At 75.5% G+C, this 16,787-nt stretch carries 4 protein-coding genes; all 4 read right to left on the reverse strand.

Annotated features, from left to right (window positions below):
* Positions 1 to 4 precede the first annotated feature (4 nt).
* The 4 genes from NFU81_RS29665 to NFU81_RS29680 all read right to left on the reverse strand — a co-directional run bounded on the left by NFU81_RS29665 (position 5) and on the right by NFU81_RS29680 (position 16,773).
* Complete coding sequence (locus NFU81_RS29665; RefSeq protein ID WP_251496532.1) at positions 5 to 1,642, reverse strand: NAD(P)/FAD-dependent oxidoreductase; 1,638 nt, start codon at positions 1,640 to 1,642, stop codon at positions 5 to 7.
* A gap of 106 nt (positions 1,643 to 1,748) precedes the next feature.
* On the reverse strand, positions 1,749 to 6,413 hold the full coding sequence (locus tag NFU81_RS29670; RefSeq protein WP_251496535.1) for an SDR family NAD(P)-dependent oxidoreductase: 4,665 nt from the start codon (positions 6,411 to 6,413) through the stop codon (positions 1,749 to 1,751).
* Positions 6,410 to 15,430 carry a type I polyketide synthase gene (locus tag NFU81_RS29675; RefSeq protein ID WP_251496538.1) on the reverse strand — a complete coding sequence of 3,007 codons (9,021 nt, stop codon included), beginning with the start codon at positions 15,428 to 15,430 and terminating at the stop codon, positions 6,410 to 6,412. Before NFU81_RS29675 ends, NFU81_RS29670 begins: the two co-directional genes overlap by 4 nt.
* Positions 15,427 to 16,773: an NAD(P)/FAD-dependent oxidoreductase gene (locus NFU81_RS29680; RefSeq protein WP_251496540.1), complete on the reverse strand. Its 1,347-nt coding sequence runs from the start codon at positions 16,771 to 16,773 to the stop codon at positions 15,427 to 15,429. The genes NFU81_RS29675 and NFU81_RS29680 overlap by 4 nt, the downstream gene beginning before the upstream one ends.
* Between the last annotated feature and the right edge of the window lie 14 nt (positions 16,774 to 16,787).

Below are 16,787 nucleotides of genomic sequence, written 5' to 3' on the forward strand. Positions count from 1 at the left end.
CGGGTCAGTCGCGGCCGGGCACGTGCTCGCGGGCGAAGGAGCTCATCGCGCCCGTGATCGTGCCGGCGATGTGCGCGGGCGCCTTGGTCCTGGCCCAGACCGCGGTGCGGGCCATGCGCGGCGGGGTCGCGTGGAAGAAGTGGTTTTCCGGACGCGCCAGTTGCAGCGGCGGCGGCAGGAAGTCGGCCTCCCCGAGCAGGCCGAAGATGCGCCGGGACGCCTCCTGCGGGTCCAAGGTGCCGTCCTCGACCTGGTCGCTGAGGGACGTGGAGGCGCGCAGCAGCTCGTTGGTCGCGTCGTGCGTCGGGAACGGCGAGCCGAGGTACTTGGCGTTCTCCAGTTCCAGCAGCGGCTGCACGTCGCCGGTGCGCCGCAGCCGGTCGTACGCGGTCTGCAGGCCGAAGGTGCCGAGCACGGTGGAGATCGCCCAGACCCGGAAGACCGCGTTCCACAGGTCGTAGTCGCGGAAGGCGGTGAACGAGCTGTGCACCAGGTCGTCGTTGGCGTCCAGCAGGCGCTGCTCCAACTGCTCGACCAGGGCGAAGCGTTCGCGGGAGAAGTCGTCGTCGCGGATGGCGTCCAGCAGCCGGTGCGCGAGCACGTTGACGACCTCCAGGGTGTTGGTCATCCCGCGCGAGTAGAGCGCGTCGATGAACCCCGCGGCGTGCGCGGTGACGCAGTACCGGTCGCCGACCGTCCCGGTCGCCGAGTACTGCAGCCGCCCGGTGGACACCCACTCGCGTACCGGGCGGGCGTCGCGGAACTGCGGGGCGATGTCGGGGAACCGGCGCAGGAAGTCGTCGAACTCCTGCTGCGGCGGACCGTCCGGGCGCGGGTGGCGCCGCGGGTCCAGCGTGAGCCCCACGCTCACCAGTGGGTTGGTGCCGTCCTTGGTGTTGTCGAAGGGGATGACCCACAGCCAGCCGCCGTCGAAGACGTGGTGCAGGGTGCCCTGGTGCCAGGGGCTGGGGTTGCCGTACGCCTCAGGGTTGCGCATCACCTCGTCGTAGGGGGTGACGTTCACCATGTGCGTGAACAGCGAGCGGGAGTGGTGGCGGAAGCGGGTGGGGGTCTCGCGCAGCCCGAACCGCTCGGCGACCGGGGAGCGGTGGCCGCTGGCGTCCACGACGTAGCGGGCGAGGAATTTCTGGCCGCCGGCGGCGTTCAGGGTGACCCCGGAGCCGTCGATGTCGATCTCCTCGACGCGGGTGTTCTGCCGCAGGACCGCGCCGTAGCGGACGGCGGTGTACGTCATGTAGGCGTCGATGTCCTGCCGGAAGAAGTGGTTCTCCGTGTGCAGCATCTTCGGGATGACGAACTGGTTGACCTCGTCGGGTCGTTGGGCCTGGCCCTCGCGCTGGTAGACGAAGCCGAAGTTGCGCTTGACCCCGCACGCGCCGGTGACGTTCCTGCGCACCGAGCTGAAGCTGGACAGGTGCGCGATCTCGGGCACGCCGTAGCGGGCGGCCACGACCTTCAGCAGGACGGAGGTGTAGGGGATGGTGGACTCGCCGATCGCGAACCGCGGGTGGCTGCCGGCGTCCAGCAGCAGCACCTTGGCCCCGTTGCGCGCGAGCACCGACGCCAGGATCGAGCCGGCGATGCCGGCCCCCAGGATGGCGACGTCATGGCGTTCGGTCATCTGATGCCTCTCTCGTCCTTGTGCTGCCGGTCGTGTGCTGAGCCGCCGGTGTGGTGCCGGCGGGTCGCTGGTGGTGCCGGGCCGGCGGCGTCGCGGCCCGGCGGGTTCAGGGCTCCTGCGGCGCCGGGTGCTGCCGGGCCACCTCGTCGCCGAGCAGCCGCCCCCAGCCCTCCGCCGGCACCTCGAAGAAGGGCCGCGGTTCCAGGCGCAGCGCCAGGTCCTTGCGGTAGCGGGTGATGAGCTGGCTGACGCCGAGGGAGTCGAGGCCCATCTGCAGCAGGTCGATACCGTCGGTGATCTCGGCGCGGGGCACGCCGAGCTGGTCGGCGAGCGCGTCGCGCACGTAGGCGTCGAGCAGGCCCTCGCGCCGGCCGGCGGGAGCGGCGAGCACGCCGGCCAGCAGCGCGGAGGGCGCGGCGCCGTCGCCGCCGGGTGCGGCGGCCGCGATGCCGGCGAGCAGCGGGCGGGCGCGGCGCGACTCCAGCAGGGGCTTGAGGGTGTCCCAGTCGGCGCCGGACACCACCGCGTGGACGTGGTCGCCGGCCAGCAGCCCGCCGAGCTGGTCCAGCCCGGCGCGGGCGTCCAGGGCGCGCAGCCCGAGGGCCTCCAGCCGGGCCAGCAGGTCGTCGCCGCCGAGGCCGCTGGCGACGTTCCACGGGCCCCAGCTGATGCTCAGTGCGGGGCGGCCGGTGGCCCTGCGGTGGGCGGCCAGGCCGTCGAGGAAGCGGTTGGCGGCGGCGTAGGCGGCCAGGTGGGCCGAGCCCCACACCGACGCGATGGACGACATCAGGACCAGGAAGTCCGGTTCTGCGTCGGCCAGCAGCCGGTGCAGCGTCCAGGCGCCCTCGACCTTCGGCCGCAGCACGGCGTGCAGTTCTGCGGGGTCGGCCTCGTCGATGTTCTGCGCTCCGGCGAGTCCTGCGGCGTGCACGACGCCCCGCACGGGACGGCCGGCCACGGCTGCGACCCTGAACACCTCGCGCATCGCGGCCTCGTCGGTGACGTCGGCGCGGGCGACGGTGACCTGCACGCCGCGGCCTTCCAGGTCGCGCACGGCCCGCACGCGGGCGGCGGTCGCGGCGGACGGCCCGTCGGCGCCGGAACCGGTGCCGCCCGACACGTCCCACTCCTCGCGCGGTGGCAGGCCGGAGCGCCCGGTGAGGACGACGTGGCGGGCGCCGCGGTCGGCGAGCCAGCCCGCAAGGGTCAGGCCCAGGCCGCCGAGGCCGCCGGTGATCAGGTACGAGGCGTCGGGGCGGAGCACGGGCGGCGCGGCGGCTCCGGCCGGCTCGGGTACGAGCCGGGGCACCAGGCGTTCGCCGGCGCGCAGTGCGACCTCGTCCTCATCGCCGGGCCGCAGCAACTCGTCGGCCAGGGCGTCGATTCCGCCGCCGGCCGGGTCGAGGTCGATGCTGCCTCCCCACAGCGCGGGCTGCTCCAGCGCGGCCACCTTGCCGAGGCCGACGAGCATGCCGCCGGCCAGGCCGCCGGTCTCGTCCTTCTCGCCCGCGGCCTGGGCGCCTCGGGTGACCAGCCACAGCCGCGGCGGGCCTTCGGGGCTGCCGCCAGCGCCGTCGGCGAGCGCCTGCAGCAGGTGGATCGCGGTCTCCGGGCCGGTGACGCGGGCATCCGCGAGGTCGGCGGTGGTGGTGGCGTCGCCCACGGGCACGTCGAGCGAGGCCAGGTGCACCACGCGGTCCAGCGGCGCGTGGGCGGCGAGCAGGGCGCGCAGCCGCGCGGGGTCGCCGGCGGGCACGGCCCCGGAACTGTCCGCCCGCCCTCCCGCGGGGACGAGCCGGGCGGTGAAGACGGTGCCGCCGCGCGCCCTGAGGCCGGCGGCCAGGTCCTCCGCGACGCCGCCGGAGTCGGCGAGCAGCAGGGTGCGGCCGGCCGGTACCTCGGCACCTGCCGCGGCGGTCGGGGCCTGCTCCCACCTGACGGTGTAGCGCAGGGTGTCCTCGGCCGGGTCCCCGGCGGCGGCGCGGGTGCCCGGCCCCGCGAGTCCGGTGGCACCGGCCGCGGCGAGCGGGAAGGCCAGCGCGCGGCGCTGGAAGGCGTAGGTGGGCAGGGGGACGTGGCGCGGGGTTCCCGTGCCGTGCAGGGCCGCGAGGTCGACGGGTGCGCCCCAGGCGAACAGTTGGCCGAGGCTGTCGAGGACCTGCACGCTCTCCTGCCGGCTGCGGCGCAGCGAGGGCAGCCACAGAAGGTCCTGGTCGGGCAGGATGCGGCCGCCGAGTCCCAGCAGGGTGCGGCCGGGTCCGACCTCGACGAACGCGCCGGCCCCTGTGGACCCGGCGAGCGCGAGCATGCCCTGGTGGAAGCGGACCGGCTGCCGGGCGTGCCGGACCCAGTAGCCGGGGTCGGCGAGGGTGGTGCGGTCCAGCTTCTCGCCGGTGAGGTTGGAGTACACCGGGATCCGCGGCTCGCGGAACTCCACGGCCGCGGCGGCCTCTTCGAGCGGGCGCAGCACCGGGTCGAGCAGCGGCGAGTGGAAGGCGTGCGAGACGGCGAGACGGCGGCCCTTGACGCCGCCGGCGGCGAGTTCGGCGGCGATCTCCTCGATGGCGTCGGCCGCACCTGACAGCACCGTGTCCTGGGGGCCGTTGACGGCAGCGAGCGACACCCGGTCGGTGCGTGCGCCGACGGCGCGCAGCGCGGCCTGCTCGCCGAGCGGCACGGCGAGCATCGCGCCGGGGGTCGAGACACCGTCCATCAGCCGTCCACGCAACGCGATCAGCCGCAGCGCGTCGGGGAGTTCGACGGCGCCGGCGACGCACACCGCCGTGTACTCCCCCACGCTGTGCCCGATCAGGGCGGCCGGCCGCACGCCCCAGGAGCGCCACAGCTCGGCCAGGGCGTACTCCACCGCGAACAGCGCAGGCTGCGTCCACGCGGTGCGTCGGAGGTCGCTGCCGTCCGGGTCGAACACCACGTCCAGCAGCGGCCGTTCACCGCCGTCCGCGAGCAGGGCGCCGCAGGTGTCGAGCGCGTCGCGGAAGACCGGCTCGGCGTCGTACAGTTGCCGGCCCATGCCCGCGAACTGCGCGCCCTGGCCGGGGAAGAGGAACGCGGTCCTGGCGCGGTGCGCGCTGAGCGCGCGCCGCGGCGCCGGGCCGCCCTCGCCGTCGGAGAACGCCCGAAGGCGTGCGCCGAGTTCGGGGAGGTCCGCGGCGGCAAACGCGATACGGAACTGCTGGGCGGCCCGTCCGGTGGCGGCGGTGCGGGCGACGGCGGGCAGCGGCGTGTCCGGGTGGGAGTCGAGGTGGTCGGCCCACTTGCCGGCCAGCGCCCGCAGCGCGTCCTCGCCCCGGGCGGAGGCGACGACGAGTTCGGCCGGGCGGGCCGGGACGTTCGGGGCCTCGGCCACGGCGGCGGGCGGTTCCTCGACCAGCAGGTGGACGTTGGTGCCGCTGGCCCCGAAGGAGCTCAGCCCGGCCACCCGCGGCTGCCCGTCGGACGGCCAGGCGGTGTACTCGGCAGCGACCGCGAGGTGGAGCCGGTCCCACGCGACGTTGGGGTTGGGGGTCCGGAAGTGCAGGCTGGCCGGGATCTCTCCGCGCTGGACCGCGAGCACCGCCTTGATCAGCCCGGCGATGCCGGCCGCGGCCTCCAGGTGGCCGATGTTGGTCTTCACCGAGCCGACGAGCAGCGGCCGCCCGTCCGGCCGCCCCGCACCCAGGACCTGCTCCAGACTGCGCAGTTCGATGGGGTCGCCGAGGACGGTCCCGGTGCCGTGGGCCTCCACGTAGCCGACCCGGTCGGCCGTCAGCCCGGCGTCCTCCAGGGCGGACCTGATCACGTCCTGCTGGGCCTGGGCGCTGGGTACGGAGATGCCGCTGGCGCGCCCGTCGTGGTTGACGGCGCCGCCGCGGATCACGGCCAGCACCCGGTCGCCGTCGGCAAGCGCGTCGGACAGCCGCTTGAGCACCACGATGCCGCAGCCCTCGCCGCGGCCGTAGCCGTCCGCGGCGGCGTCGAACGCCTTGCAGCGCCCGTCGCGGGCGACCGCCCCGGCCTTGCTGACCAGCACGAAGCCGTAGGGCGACAGGATGACGTTCACGCCGCCGGCGAGGGCGAGGTCGGTCTCGCCGAGCCGCAGCGACTGGCACGCCTGGCGGACCGCGAGCAGCGAGGACGAGCAGGCGGTGTCGACGACCTGCGCCGGGCCGCGCAGCCCGAAGGTGTGGGCGATGCGGCCGGCGATGAAGCTGTTCTCGCCGAGGATCTGGTAGCCGTCGATGCCCTCGGGCGCGCCGAACTGCTGGCGCATGCGCACGTAGTCGCCGGTGCTGGCACCCATGAACACCCCGGTGCGCGACCCGTCCAGGCCGTCAGGCGGCAGCCCCGCGTCCTCCAGGGCCTGCCAGGCGACCTCGAGCGCGATGCGCTGCTGCGGGTCCATGCCGGTGGCCTCGGCGGGCGCGATACCGAAGAGCTGGGCGTCGAAGGTGTCGACGCGGTCGAGGAAGCCGCCATCCAGAACGTAGGCGGTGGCGGGTGTCTCCGGGTCCGGGTCGAAGTAGGGCGCGGTGTCCCAACGATCCTCGGGGAACGGGCCGATGGCGTCCACGCCGGCGCTCAGCATCCGCCACATGGCCTCGGGAGAGTCCGCGCCGCCGGGGAAGCGGCAGCCGATGCCCACGACCGCGATCGGGGCGCGGAGGGCGCCCTGCTGCTTCTCGACCATCGTGCGCAGCTTGGAGATGGTCCGGCCGGCCTGGGCTAGCAGGGCTCGCAGCTCGCCGTCGGCGGCCGCGGTGGGCTGGTTCATCGCTTCTCCTGCTCGAACAGTTCGGTGACGGCGGCCAGCTCGGCGGCCAGCCCGGCGGCCAGCTCAGCGATGTCGCCGGTGTCGGGGGCGGCGTCGGGATCGCTGTCGGGGTCGGAACCTTCGCCGGCTGCCCGACCGGTGCCGGATGCGGACCCGGGGCCGGCGTCGGGCGGGGCGCCGGCCGCGCGGGCGGCGGGGATGGCCGCGGAGGGATCGGTCGCGCTGCCGGAGGGTGAGCCGCCTGTCTGGATTCCTCCGGCAGCGCCGTCGTGGGGGCCGCCGTTCGAGGGCGGGGCGTCGGCGCCCACCACCTCGGCGGCCAGGAAGGCGGCGAGCGCCTGCCCGTTGGGGTACTCGAAGGCGAGCGTGGCCGGCAGCGGGCAGCCGAACCGGCGCTCCAGCCTGACCTTCATCTCCAGGGCCGTGATGGAGTTCAGCCCCAGTTCGAAGAAGCCGCGCCTCGGCTCCAGTTCGTCCGAGGCGTCCAGGCCGAGCACCACCGCGACCTCCTCCAGCACGCAGTCGAGCACCAGGTCGGCGCGGGCGTCCGCGGGCAGCGTGCGCAGCTTGTCCAGCAGCGCGTCGGCGTCGCCGGGCGCGGACTTCTCGCGCTCTGCCAGCACGTCGAACAGCGGGAAGGGACGCGCCTGCCGGTAGAGCGGCAGCAGCAACCCCCAGTCGACGTCGGCGATCTCGACCTCGGCGGGGCCGAACGCGGTTATCTGGTCGAGGAGTTCGCGGGCCGCGGCGGTGGGGAGCGGGGTCATGCCGCTGCGGGTGAGCCGCTGGGCGCTGTCCCGGTCGAGCAGGCCGACCTCGCCCCACGGCGCCCAGGCCACGGAGGTGGCGGGCAGCCCGCGGGACCTGCGGTGGGCGGCGAGCGCGGTCAACACGGCGTCCACCGGGGCCTGCGCTCCGGCGCCGATCGCGCCCCAGCTTCCCGCCACGGTGCTCCACACCTGGAACAGGTCGAGCTCCGTGCCGGTCCGCAGGCACGCGTCGTGCAGGAGCCACGCGCCGCTCGCGCGCTCGGTGAGCGCCGCCTCCAGCTCGCGGGCGCCTGGCGGGCCGCCGGCCGGCAGGTTCCAGTCGGCCCCCAGCCATACGATGCCGCCGACCGGGCAGCCCGCGGCCGCCTGGTTCTCCATCAACTGCCGTGCGTGCGCGGCCCCCTCGACCAGCGGGACGCTCAGCACCTCACCGGCGCCGCGTTCGGCCAGCCACCCGGCCACCTCCTCGGCGAGCGGCCCGCCGCAGCCCGCGACGAGATAGGCGCGCCCGGGGTCCAGCCGCACCGGTGCGAACAGCGCGGGCGCGGCGGGGGCGGGCAGCAGCCGTGCGGCCAGCCGCCGCCCGGAGCGCAGCGCGAGCCGGTCCTCCGCGGGTTCGTCGCCCCCGGTCAGGCGCCCGTCGAGTTCGGCGAGGACGGCGTCGGCGTCGGCCGCGGGGTCCGCGGACAGCGGGTCCAGGTCGAGCACCCCGCCCCAGGCGTTGGGCTGTTCCAGCCCGGCGACGACGGCCGCCTGCCGCAGCGCGGCCTGCGCGGGGGCCGGCTCCTCCAGGTCGTCCACGGCCACGGCGCCGCGGGTCACCCACCACACGCGGGCACCCGCCCCCGCCGCCGCCACCGCGGCGGTCACTTCGGCGGCCGCCGCGCACGCCCCGGCGACGACCCCTGCGTCGGGCGCCCCGCCCGCAGGCAGATCGAGCCCCGCCAGGTGCACCACGGCCGCACAACCGTCCCCCGCGGCCAGCTCCTTCAGCGCGCCCCCGATCCGCTCCCGCACCCCCGTCCCGACCCCGGCCACCACCCGCACCGGCGTTCCCCGCCGCTCCAACCCCGCAGCAATCGCCTCGCCAACACCGGACCCATCCCCCACCAGCAGAACCGCCCCACCGGCGGCCCCAGCCCGACCACCGTCGACCACCCCGCCACCGAGCTGAGCGGAGTTGGCGTGAGCGCCCGACGGGCGTGCCGAGGCGCCCACCGCGGACGCGGACCCGGCGACACCGGGCGACGCGGCAGCGGACAGAGCACGCGCTCCGCTCGCCGCAGGGGGCATCTCGGCCGGCCGCGAGGGCAGTTCGTGCCAGGTGAGGGTGTGGACGTGGGTGGTGTGGCGGCGGGCGGCCTCCGGGGGGAGGGGGTGGGCGGTGGGAGTGGAGAGGTGGATGCCGATGAGTTCGATCAGGGGGCGGCCTTCGGGGGTGGCGATCAGCACGTCGGCCACAGGCGGCATCCCGTCGCCGGCCGTGGACTCGCCGTCCGACGTGGGACGGTCCGCAGTGGGTGAGACGTGCAGGACGACGCGCTCGCCGGGGACGTCGTGGGCGGTGACGGACGCGATCGACGCGGGCAGCGGCAGCGGGGCCACGGGCTCCGGGGCGAGCAACGTCGCTGCGGACAGGGCGAGTTCGACCAGGCCAGGCGCCAGGTGCCACCGCATGGCGGCCGGGCGGCAGCGCAGTTCCAGGGTGAGGCGGTCGCCGTCGGTGCGGACCGCGACCACCTCGGCGGTCGCTCCGGTGAGCGCGGCGGCGCGTGCGAGCAGCCCGGCGTCGGCCTCGGTCCGCGCGGGGGCGGGGGCCGGTCCGCGCAGGCCCGCCGGGCGCGCGGTGCCGGCGGCGAGCCGGAGCAGGCTGGCGCCGCCGGGCGCGGTGACCTCGAAGCGGTGGGCGCCGGGCGCGTCCGGCGAGCGGGTCAGGGAAAGGGCGACGGTGCGCGTGCCGTCGGCGGGCGCGGGCAGCGCCGCGTCGAAGGTGACGCCGGTCAGCCGGACGATGCGGTCAGGGCCGAGCGCGGATCCGGCGGCGGCCACCGCCAACTCCAGCCAGGCGGCGGCCGGTACGCGCGGGGCGACGGCGGCGGGGTCGGCACCGAGCGCGGTGACGATCGCCGCGTCGAGGTCGGCCTCCACCACGGTGGCGCCGTGCGTGCGCACGGTGCGGGAGGTCAGCGGGTGGCCGGTGCCGGCCGCTGCCGGGCGGTCGTCCACCCAGTAGCGGCGGTGCTCCCACGGGTAGCCGGGCGTGGCGACCGGCCGCGCCGGGCGGGGGTGCAGTCGTCGCCAGCCGACCCGGGCGCCACCGGCGTGCAGCGCGCCGAAGGCGGTGAGCAGGGCGAGTTCGCCGTCCACGTCGCGCAGCAGCGTGGGGACGAGCAGCCCGTCGGTGCCGTCGGCCCGCAGTTCGTGCTCGATCGGGGTGAGTTGGATCGGGTGCGCGGACAGTTCGAGGAACGTGTCGTGGCCGTCGCGGGCGGCGGCGCGCACGGCGTCGGCGAACCTGACGGGCATGCGCAGGTTGTCGCCCCAGTAGCCGGCGTCGAGCGGCCGGTCCGCGACCGCGCCGCCGTCCACCGAGGAGTACATCGGGAGGCGCGGCGGCACCGGGTCGAGCCGGCCGGTCAGCGCCTCGACGAGCTCGGCGCGCAGTGGCTCGACCCACGGGCTGTGCGCGGGACCTCCGGCGTCCACCGCGCGGAAGAAGACGTTGCGCTCCTTGAGCCGGCCGCCCAGTTCCGCGAGGGCGGCGCTCTCGCCGGAGACGACCGTCGAGCGGCGGCTGTTGACGATGGCGACGCACAGCCGCTCGCCGTAGCGGGCGATCTCGCGTGCGGTGTCGTCGGCGTCGAGGCCGACCACAGCCATGCCGCCCTGGCCGACCAGGGCGCGCAGCAGCCGGGTGCGGCGGACCATCACCTCGGCGGCCTGGGGCAGTTGCAGGGCGCCGGCGCACATCGCAGCGGAGACCTCGCCCATGCTGTGCCCGACGACGGCCGCGGGCTCCACGCCGAGGTCGCGCCAGGCGGCGACGAGGGCGTGCTGCACGGCGAACAGCAGGATCTGGCGGTCGAGTTCGTCGGCGGGCTCGGCGCCGGCGGCGATCACCCCGGCCGGCGACCAGGTGAGGAACGCCGACAGCGCGCCGTCGGCGTCGTCGAGGGCGGCGCGGAACACCGGGTTGCGGAGGGCGAGCGGCCGCGCCATGCCGGGCCAGTACGAGCCGTGCCCGGAGAAGACGAACACCGGCCCGCGGTCGCGGTCGGCGGCACGGGCGAAGGCGGTGCCGGGAGCGTCGCGGCCCTCGGTGAACGCGTCGAGCCGCTCGGCGAGTTCGGCGCGGTCACGGCCGACGACGACCAGGCGGTGCTCCAGGTGGGAGCGGCGCAGCGCGAGGGTGGACGCGAGGTCCGCGACGTCCGGTGCGCCGGGGCCGGACAGCAGGTCGCGGTGGGTGGCGGCCCGCACCCGCAGGGCGCGCACGGACGCGGCGGAGAGGGCGAGGACCTGCGGTGCGCGGTCGTCGCCGGTCGCCGCTCCGGCTGCCGGGCGCGACGCCTCGACGGGCGTCCCGGCGGTGGCGGACGTTTCCCGCACACCGACGGCGGGCAGCCCCGCCACGGCGGACTGCCTGGCCCGGGAAGGCTCTTCGGCGGCGCGCATCCCGGCGGAAGGCGCTCCCGGCCCGGCCGTCACGCCCCCGGGCGCCCCGACTGCGGCCAGGTCGGCGGCCGGTGCCTCGGCGAGCACGATATGGGCGTTGGTGCCGCTGAACCCGAAAGCGCTGACGCCCGCGACCCGGCGGCGGCCACCCCGCGGCCAGGGCCGCGCCGCGGTGGGCACCCGCAGCGGCAGTTCGTCCCAGGGCACTGCGGCGCTCGGCTCGTGGAAGTGCAGGTGCGCGGGAAGCGTCTCGTGGTGCAGTGCCAGGACGGTCTTGATCAACCCGGCGATGCCCGAAGCGGCTTCCAGGTGGCCGATGTTGGTCTTCACCGAGCCGACCAGGCACGGGTCCAGGTCGGCGGGCCGCTCGCGCAGCGCGGCACCGAGGGCGTTCAGTTCGATCGGGTCGCCGAGCGGCGTGCCGGTGCCGTGGGCCTCGACGTAGTCCAGGTCCGCGGGGGTCACTCGGGCGTCGGCGAAGGCCGTGCGCAGCAGGTCCTCCTGGGCGGGGCCGTTGGGCGCGGTGAATCCGCTGCTGGCCCCGTCCTGGTTCACCGCGGAGCCCAGTACGAGCGCCAGCACCCGGTCGCCGTCGCGCCGGGCGGCGGACAGCGGCTTGAGGACGACGACGCCGCAGCCCTCCCCGCGGGTGTAGCCGTCGGCCGCGGCGTCGAAGGTCTTGCAGCGGCCGTCGGCGGCCAGTGCCCCGGCGGCGCCGCTCGCGCGGTGGATGGTGGTGTCGAGGATGAGATTGACGCCGGCGGCCACGGCCAGGTCGCTCTCCCCCACGCGCAGGCTGGCCGCGGCCAGGTGGATCGCGACGAGGGACGAGGAGCAGGCCGTGTCCACGGCGAGGCTCGGGCCGCGCAGGCCGAGCAGGTACGACAGGCGGCCGGCGGCGGCGCTGAACGAGGTGCCGGTGCCGTAGAAGGCGTCGACGCTGCGGGCGGCCACGCGCTGGGCGTAGTCGGTGGAGTTCATGCCGACGAACACCCCGGTGCGGGAGCCGTCGAGCCCGGCGGGCGGGATACCTGCGTGCTCCAGCGCCTCCCAGGCGACCTCGAGGAACATCCGCTGCTGCGGGTCCATGACCTTGGCCTCACGCGGCGGGATCCGGAAGAAGGGGGCGTCGAAGCCGGCGGCTTCGTCGAGGAAGCCGCCCCACCACAGCCGGGCGTCGTCGAAGCGGCCCTCGGGTGCCCGCCGTACGGCGTCCACGCCGTCGGTGAGCAGCCGCCAGTAGGCGTCGGGGCCGTCGGCACCGCCCGGGAAGCGGCAGCCGACGCCGACCACGGCGATCGGCTCGGGGGCGGCGGCCACGGCGGCGGGACGACCGGCAGGCACAGCCGGCGCCTGCCGGTCGAGCAGGTCGCCGAGGTGGGCGGCCAGGCGCTGGACGGTGGGGTAGTCGAAGGCCGCCGTCTTGGGCAGCCGCACCCCCAGCGAACGCTCCAGCGCCTTGCACAGCTCGACGGCCCCGAGGCTGTCCATACCGAGGTCGGTGAAACCACGGGCACGACCGACTGCCGCCGCGGAGGCGAGGCCCAGCACCCGGGCCGCGGCCGAGGCGACGAGGTCGGCCAGCGCGGCCTGGTCGGGGCGCGCGGGGGCCGGCTGCGCGCCGGCGTCCGCGGTCACTCGCACGGCCGGAACGCCCTGCGCGTCCCCTTCCGTCGCGTGCCCGTACGGCGCGAGCCCGGCTGCCGCATGCCCGGCTGCCGCGCCTTTGCCGGGGTGTGCCCCGGTCCGCAACCGCAGCCCGTCCGTCTCGGCGACAAGCCGCCCTTCGGCGTCGAACAGCCGCAGCTCACCGCGGAGTTCAGCCGGCAGCGCCGCGCCTGCGGGATCCGCGTCGACGGCCGCCATGCCCTCGCCTCTGGCGCCCTCGGGCACCTCGAACCACAGCGGCTCGCCCTGCCAGGGGTAGCGGGGCAGGTCGCGTGCCGGAGCCGGGTCCGGCTCGACGTGCTGCCAGCGGATGCCGGTGCCCGCGGCGTACAGCTCGGCGAGCGCGGCACGGGAGGTGCGCACGGCGTCGGTGTCGCGGCGCAGCGTCGCCACCACCGCGCCGTCGGCGCCCGCGGCGGCCATGGCCTGCACGATGGGCTGGGCCAGCACCGGGTGCGGCCCGATCTCCAGGAAGACACGGTGGCCGGCGTCCAGCGCGCGGCCCATCGCGTCGGCGAACCGCACCGGCTCGCGGACGTTGCGCCCCCACCATGCGCCGTCGAGGGCGGGCTCCGGGTCGTCCGCAGCGCCGAGGGTGCCGCTGGTCCGCAGCAGCGGCACACCGGGCGCCGCGGGTTCCAGGTCGGTCAGCAGGCTGGTCAACTCCGCCTGGTGCGGGGCCATCTGGGGACTGTGGAAGGCGTATCCGCCGGGCACGTCGCGGCAGGTGACGCCACGCGCGGACAGCTCGCCGGTGAGTGCGGACACGGCGGCCTCGGTGCCGGACACCACGCACGAGGACGGGCTGTTGACGGCAGCGAGAGCGAGGTCGTCGCCGAACGGAACCAGCAGCGGCAGCAGTTCGGCTTCGGGCAGTGCAACGGTGGCCATCCGGCCCTGGCCGGCGGAGCGTTGCAGGAGCCGTCCGCGGTGGACTGCGACCCGGACCGCGTCGGGCAGGGTCAGCGCCCCCGCCACGTGGGCGGCGGCGATCTCGCCCATGCTGTGGCCGATGACGGCGGCCGGCTCGACGCCCCAGGACCGCCACAGCGCGGCGGTGGCGACCTGCAGGGCGAAGACGACGGGCTGGGCGATCTCGGTGTCGGCGAGCCTGGACTCCGCGGCGCCGGCCCGCAGCTCGTCGGCGGGCGACCATCCCGCGGCCTCCCGCACGAGCGTGTCGACCTCGGCCAGCGCCGCGGCGAACACGGGCTCGGTGTCCAGCAGTTCGCGGCCCATGCCGGCCCACTGGCCGCCCTGCCCCGAGAAGACGAAGCAGACCGGCAGGCGTTCGCCGTCGTCGTCGGGCAGCGCCGCCCCGGCGTCGTCGGCGGGCGCCGGGGCGGCGAGGAACTCGTCGATCTCCGCGACGAGTTCGGCGGTGGTGGCACCGGTGACGGCGAGCCGGTGCTCGCCGTGGTGGGTGCGGAGCCTCGCGGCTCCCGCGGTCCAGGCGGCGAGGCCGCCGGCGGGTCCGGCCAGCAGGCGGTCGCGGTGGGCGCGGGCGAGTTCGCGCAGCGCCTCGCCGGAGCGCGCGGACAGGGCGAGCACCCGGGTGGCCGCGCCGGAGGGGACGCCCGCGCCGGCAGCAAGCGCCTGCCGCGGGGGCGCCTCGACGAGCACATGGGCGTTGGTGCCGCTCAGGCCGAAGGCGCTCACGCCGGCGAGGCGGGGCGTGTCCTGCGGCCAGTCGGTCAGTTCCACGGGCACGCGCACCGGCCAGCGGTCCCAGCGGATCGCCGGGTTCGGGCGGTGCAGGTGCAGGTGCGGCGGGATCTGGCCGTGGCGGACCGCGAGGGCGGCCTTGAGCAGCCCGGCGACGCCGGCCGCGCCGTCGGTGTGGCCGAAGTTGGTCTTGAGCGAGCCGACCAGCAGCGGGGCCGCCGGGTCGCGTCCTGCGCCCAGCACCTGGGCCAGGGCGCTCATCTCCAGCGGATCTCCGAGCGGCGTGCCGGTGCCGTGGGCCTCCACGAAGCCGACCTCGCCGGCCGCGGCGCCGGCGTCGGCCAGCACGTCGTTCAGCAGGCGTTGCTGCGCGGCGGCGCTGGGCACGGTCAGGCCGGCGCTGCGCCCGTCGTGGTTGACCGCGGAACCGCGGATCACTGCGAGCACCCGGTCACCGTCGGCGAGCGCGTCACCCAGCCGCTTGAGTACGAGCACCACGCACCCGTCGCCGCGGACGATGCCGTCGGCCGCGGCGTCGAACACCTTGCACCGGCCGTCCTTGGCCATGGCGCCGACCTTGGACATGAAGATGGTCAGCTCCGGGGCGAGCAGCACGTTCACCCCGGCGACCAGCGCGGTGTCCGACTCGCCGGCGAGCAGGCTGCGCCGGGCGAGGTGGGCGGCCACCAGGGAGGAGGAGCAGGCCGTGGTCAGGGCGACACTCGGCCCGTTCAGGCCCAGCAGGTACGACAGCCGGCCGGGCCCGAAGCTCGCCTCCTTGCCCGACGCATACCAGGGGTCGATGCCGGCGCGGCCGGCCTCCTGCGCGTGGCGCAGGAAGTAGTCGGCGCCGAGTCCGCCGGACCACACCGAGGTGCGCGTCCCGGCCAGGGTGCCGGGCACGATGCCGGCGTCCTCGAGCGCCTCCCAGGCAACCTCGATCAGCAGCCGCTGCTGTGGGTCGATCTGCCGGGCCTCGCGCGGCGCGATGCCGAAGAAGGCCGCGTCGAAACGGTCCGCGTCCGGCAGGAAGCCGCCCCAGCGCGCGTACGTCCGCCCGGGTGCGTCCGGGTCGGGGTCGTAGACGCGGGCCAGGTCCCAGCGGGAGGGGGGGACCTCGGTGATGACGTCGGTCCCGTCCCGCAGCAGGCGCCAGAAGGAGTCCGGGCCCGTCACCCCGCCGGGGAAGCGGCAGCCCGCCCCGACGATCGCCACCGCATCGGCTGCTGTCCCGGTCATTTCAGCAGTGCCGCCCCTGAGGGGGTGGTCAGGCTGCCGAGGTGCTGGTGCCACAGATGGTCGGGGTCGCTCTCGACCGCGGCGACGATCTTGCGCATCGCCTCCAGCGCCCGCGGCTCGTCGTCGTCGTAGACGTCGCCCTGGAGCATCTTCAGCACGTCGAGCCGGTACCGCGGGTCCTGCACGAAGGCCGTGAACAGGATGTTGAGGCGGTAGTAGATGCTGATGAACTCGTACCAGTTGCCGACCCCGCGGCGCAGCGTGCGCTCGTACTCGGCGAACCGCGGCTTGCTGAAGTCGCCGGCCTCGGCGGCGGCGATGATGTCCTTGGTGGCGATGCGGGCGCTGTTGAGCGCGACGCTCACGCCGCTGGAGAAGATCGGGTCGACGAAGCGGGCGGCGTCGCCGATCAGCACCCACTTGTCGCCGGTGATCTCCTTCATGCCGTAGCTGTAGTCGCCCTCGGCCTTGAACGGGCGGACCCGCTCGGACGCCTCCAGCGCGCTGCGCAGCTCCGGCCGGCTGCCGACGCAGTCCCAGAAGAAGCCCTCCAGGTCGTCCTTGGAGGCGGTGAAGTGCTTCTTCTGCGTCACGACGCCGATGCTGGTGATCGTGTCGGTGATCGGGATCTGCCACACCCAGGTGTCGGTGATCGGCAGGAAGTGGATGAAGATGTAGTCGGCCTTCTTCTTGTCGTGCGACAGCGCGGTGCGGTCCAGGCCCTCGAACCAGGCGTGCACGGCGTACTGGTTGAAGACCGGGTCGGGCACCTTCAGCTTCATCTGGCGGCCCAGCATGGTGCCGCGTCCGCTGGCGTCGACCACCATCCGCACGGTGTAGCCGGAGTCCTTGCCGCGCACCGGGCGCAGCACCGGGTTCTCGCCGGAGAAGTCGACGCTGCCGATGCGGGTGTCCTCGAGGACCTTCGCGCCGCAGGAGTTGGCGTGCTGGAGGAGGAGCTGGTCGAACTTGCCGCGGTCCACGTGGTAGGTGTGGGCCTGCTCGACGCCCGGCTGGTCGCGCTCGTCGAACTCGATCTCGGCGGCGCCCAGTCCGTGGGACAGGCCGGAGAACCCGAGCGTGGGGATGCCCTTGGGTGCGGCCGAGGTCCAGGCCGCACCGAACTTCTTGGGGAAGCCGGCCTTCTCGACCAGGTCCAGGGCGCCGATGTCGCGCAGTACCGGAGTGGTGGCGGGCACCAGGGACTCCCCGACGTGCGGCCGCGGAAAGGTTTCACCCTCGAAGACCGCCACGGACAGACCGGCGCGGGCCAGGTAGCTGGCTGCGGTCGAGCCCGCGGGGCCCCCGCCGATGATGCCAATGTCGTAGTCGACTGCGGACAAGGCTGCTCCTCAAA

The organism is Actinacidiphila cocklensis (genome assembly GCF_907177275.1).
GTDB classification, from domain to species: domain Bacteria; phylum Actinomycetota; class Actinomycetes; order Streptomycetales; family Streptomycetaceae; genus Actinacidiphila; species Actinacidiphila cocklensis.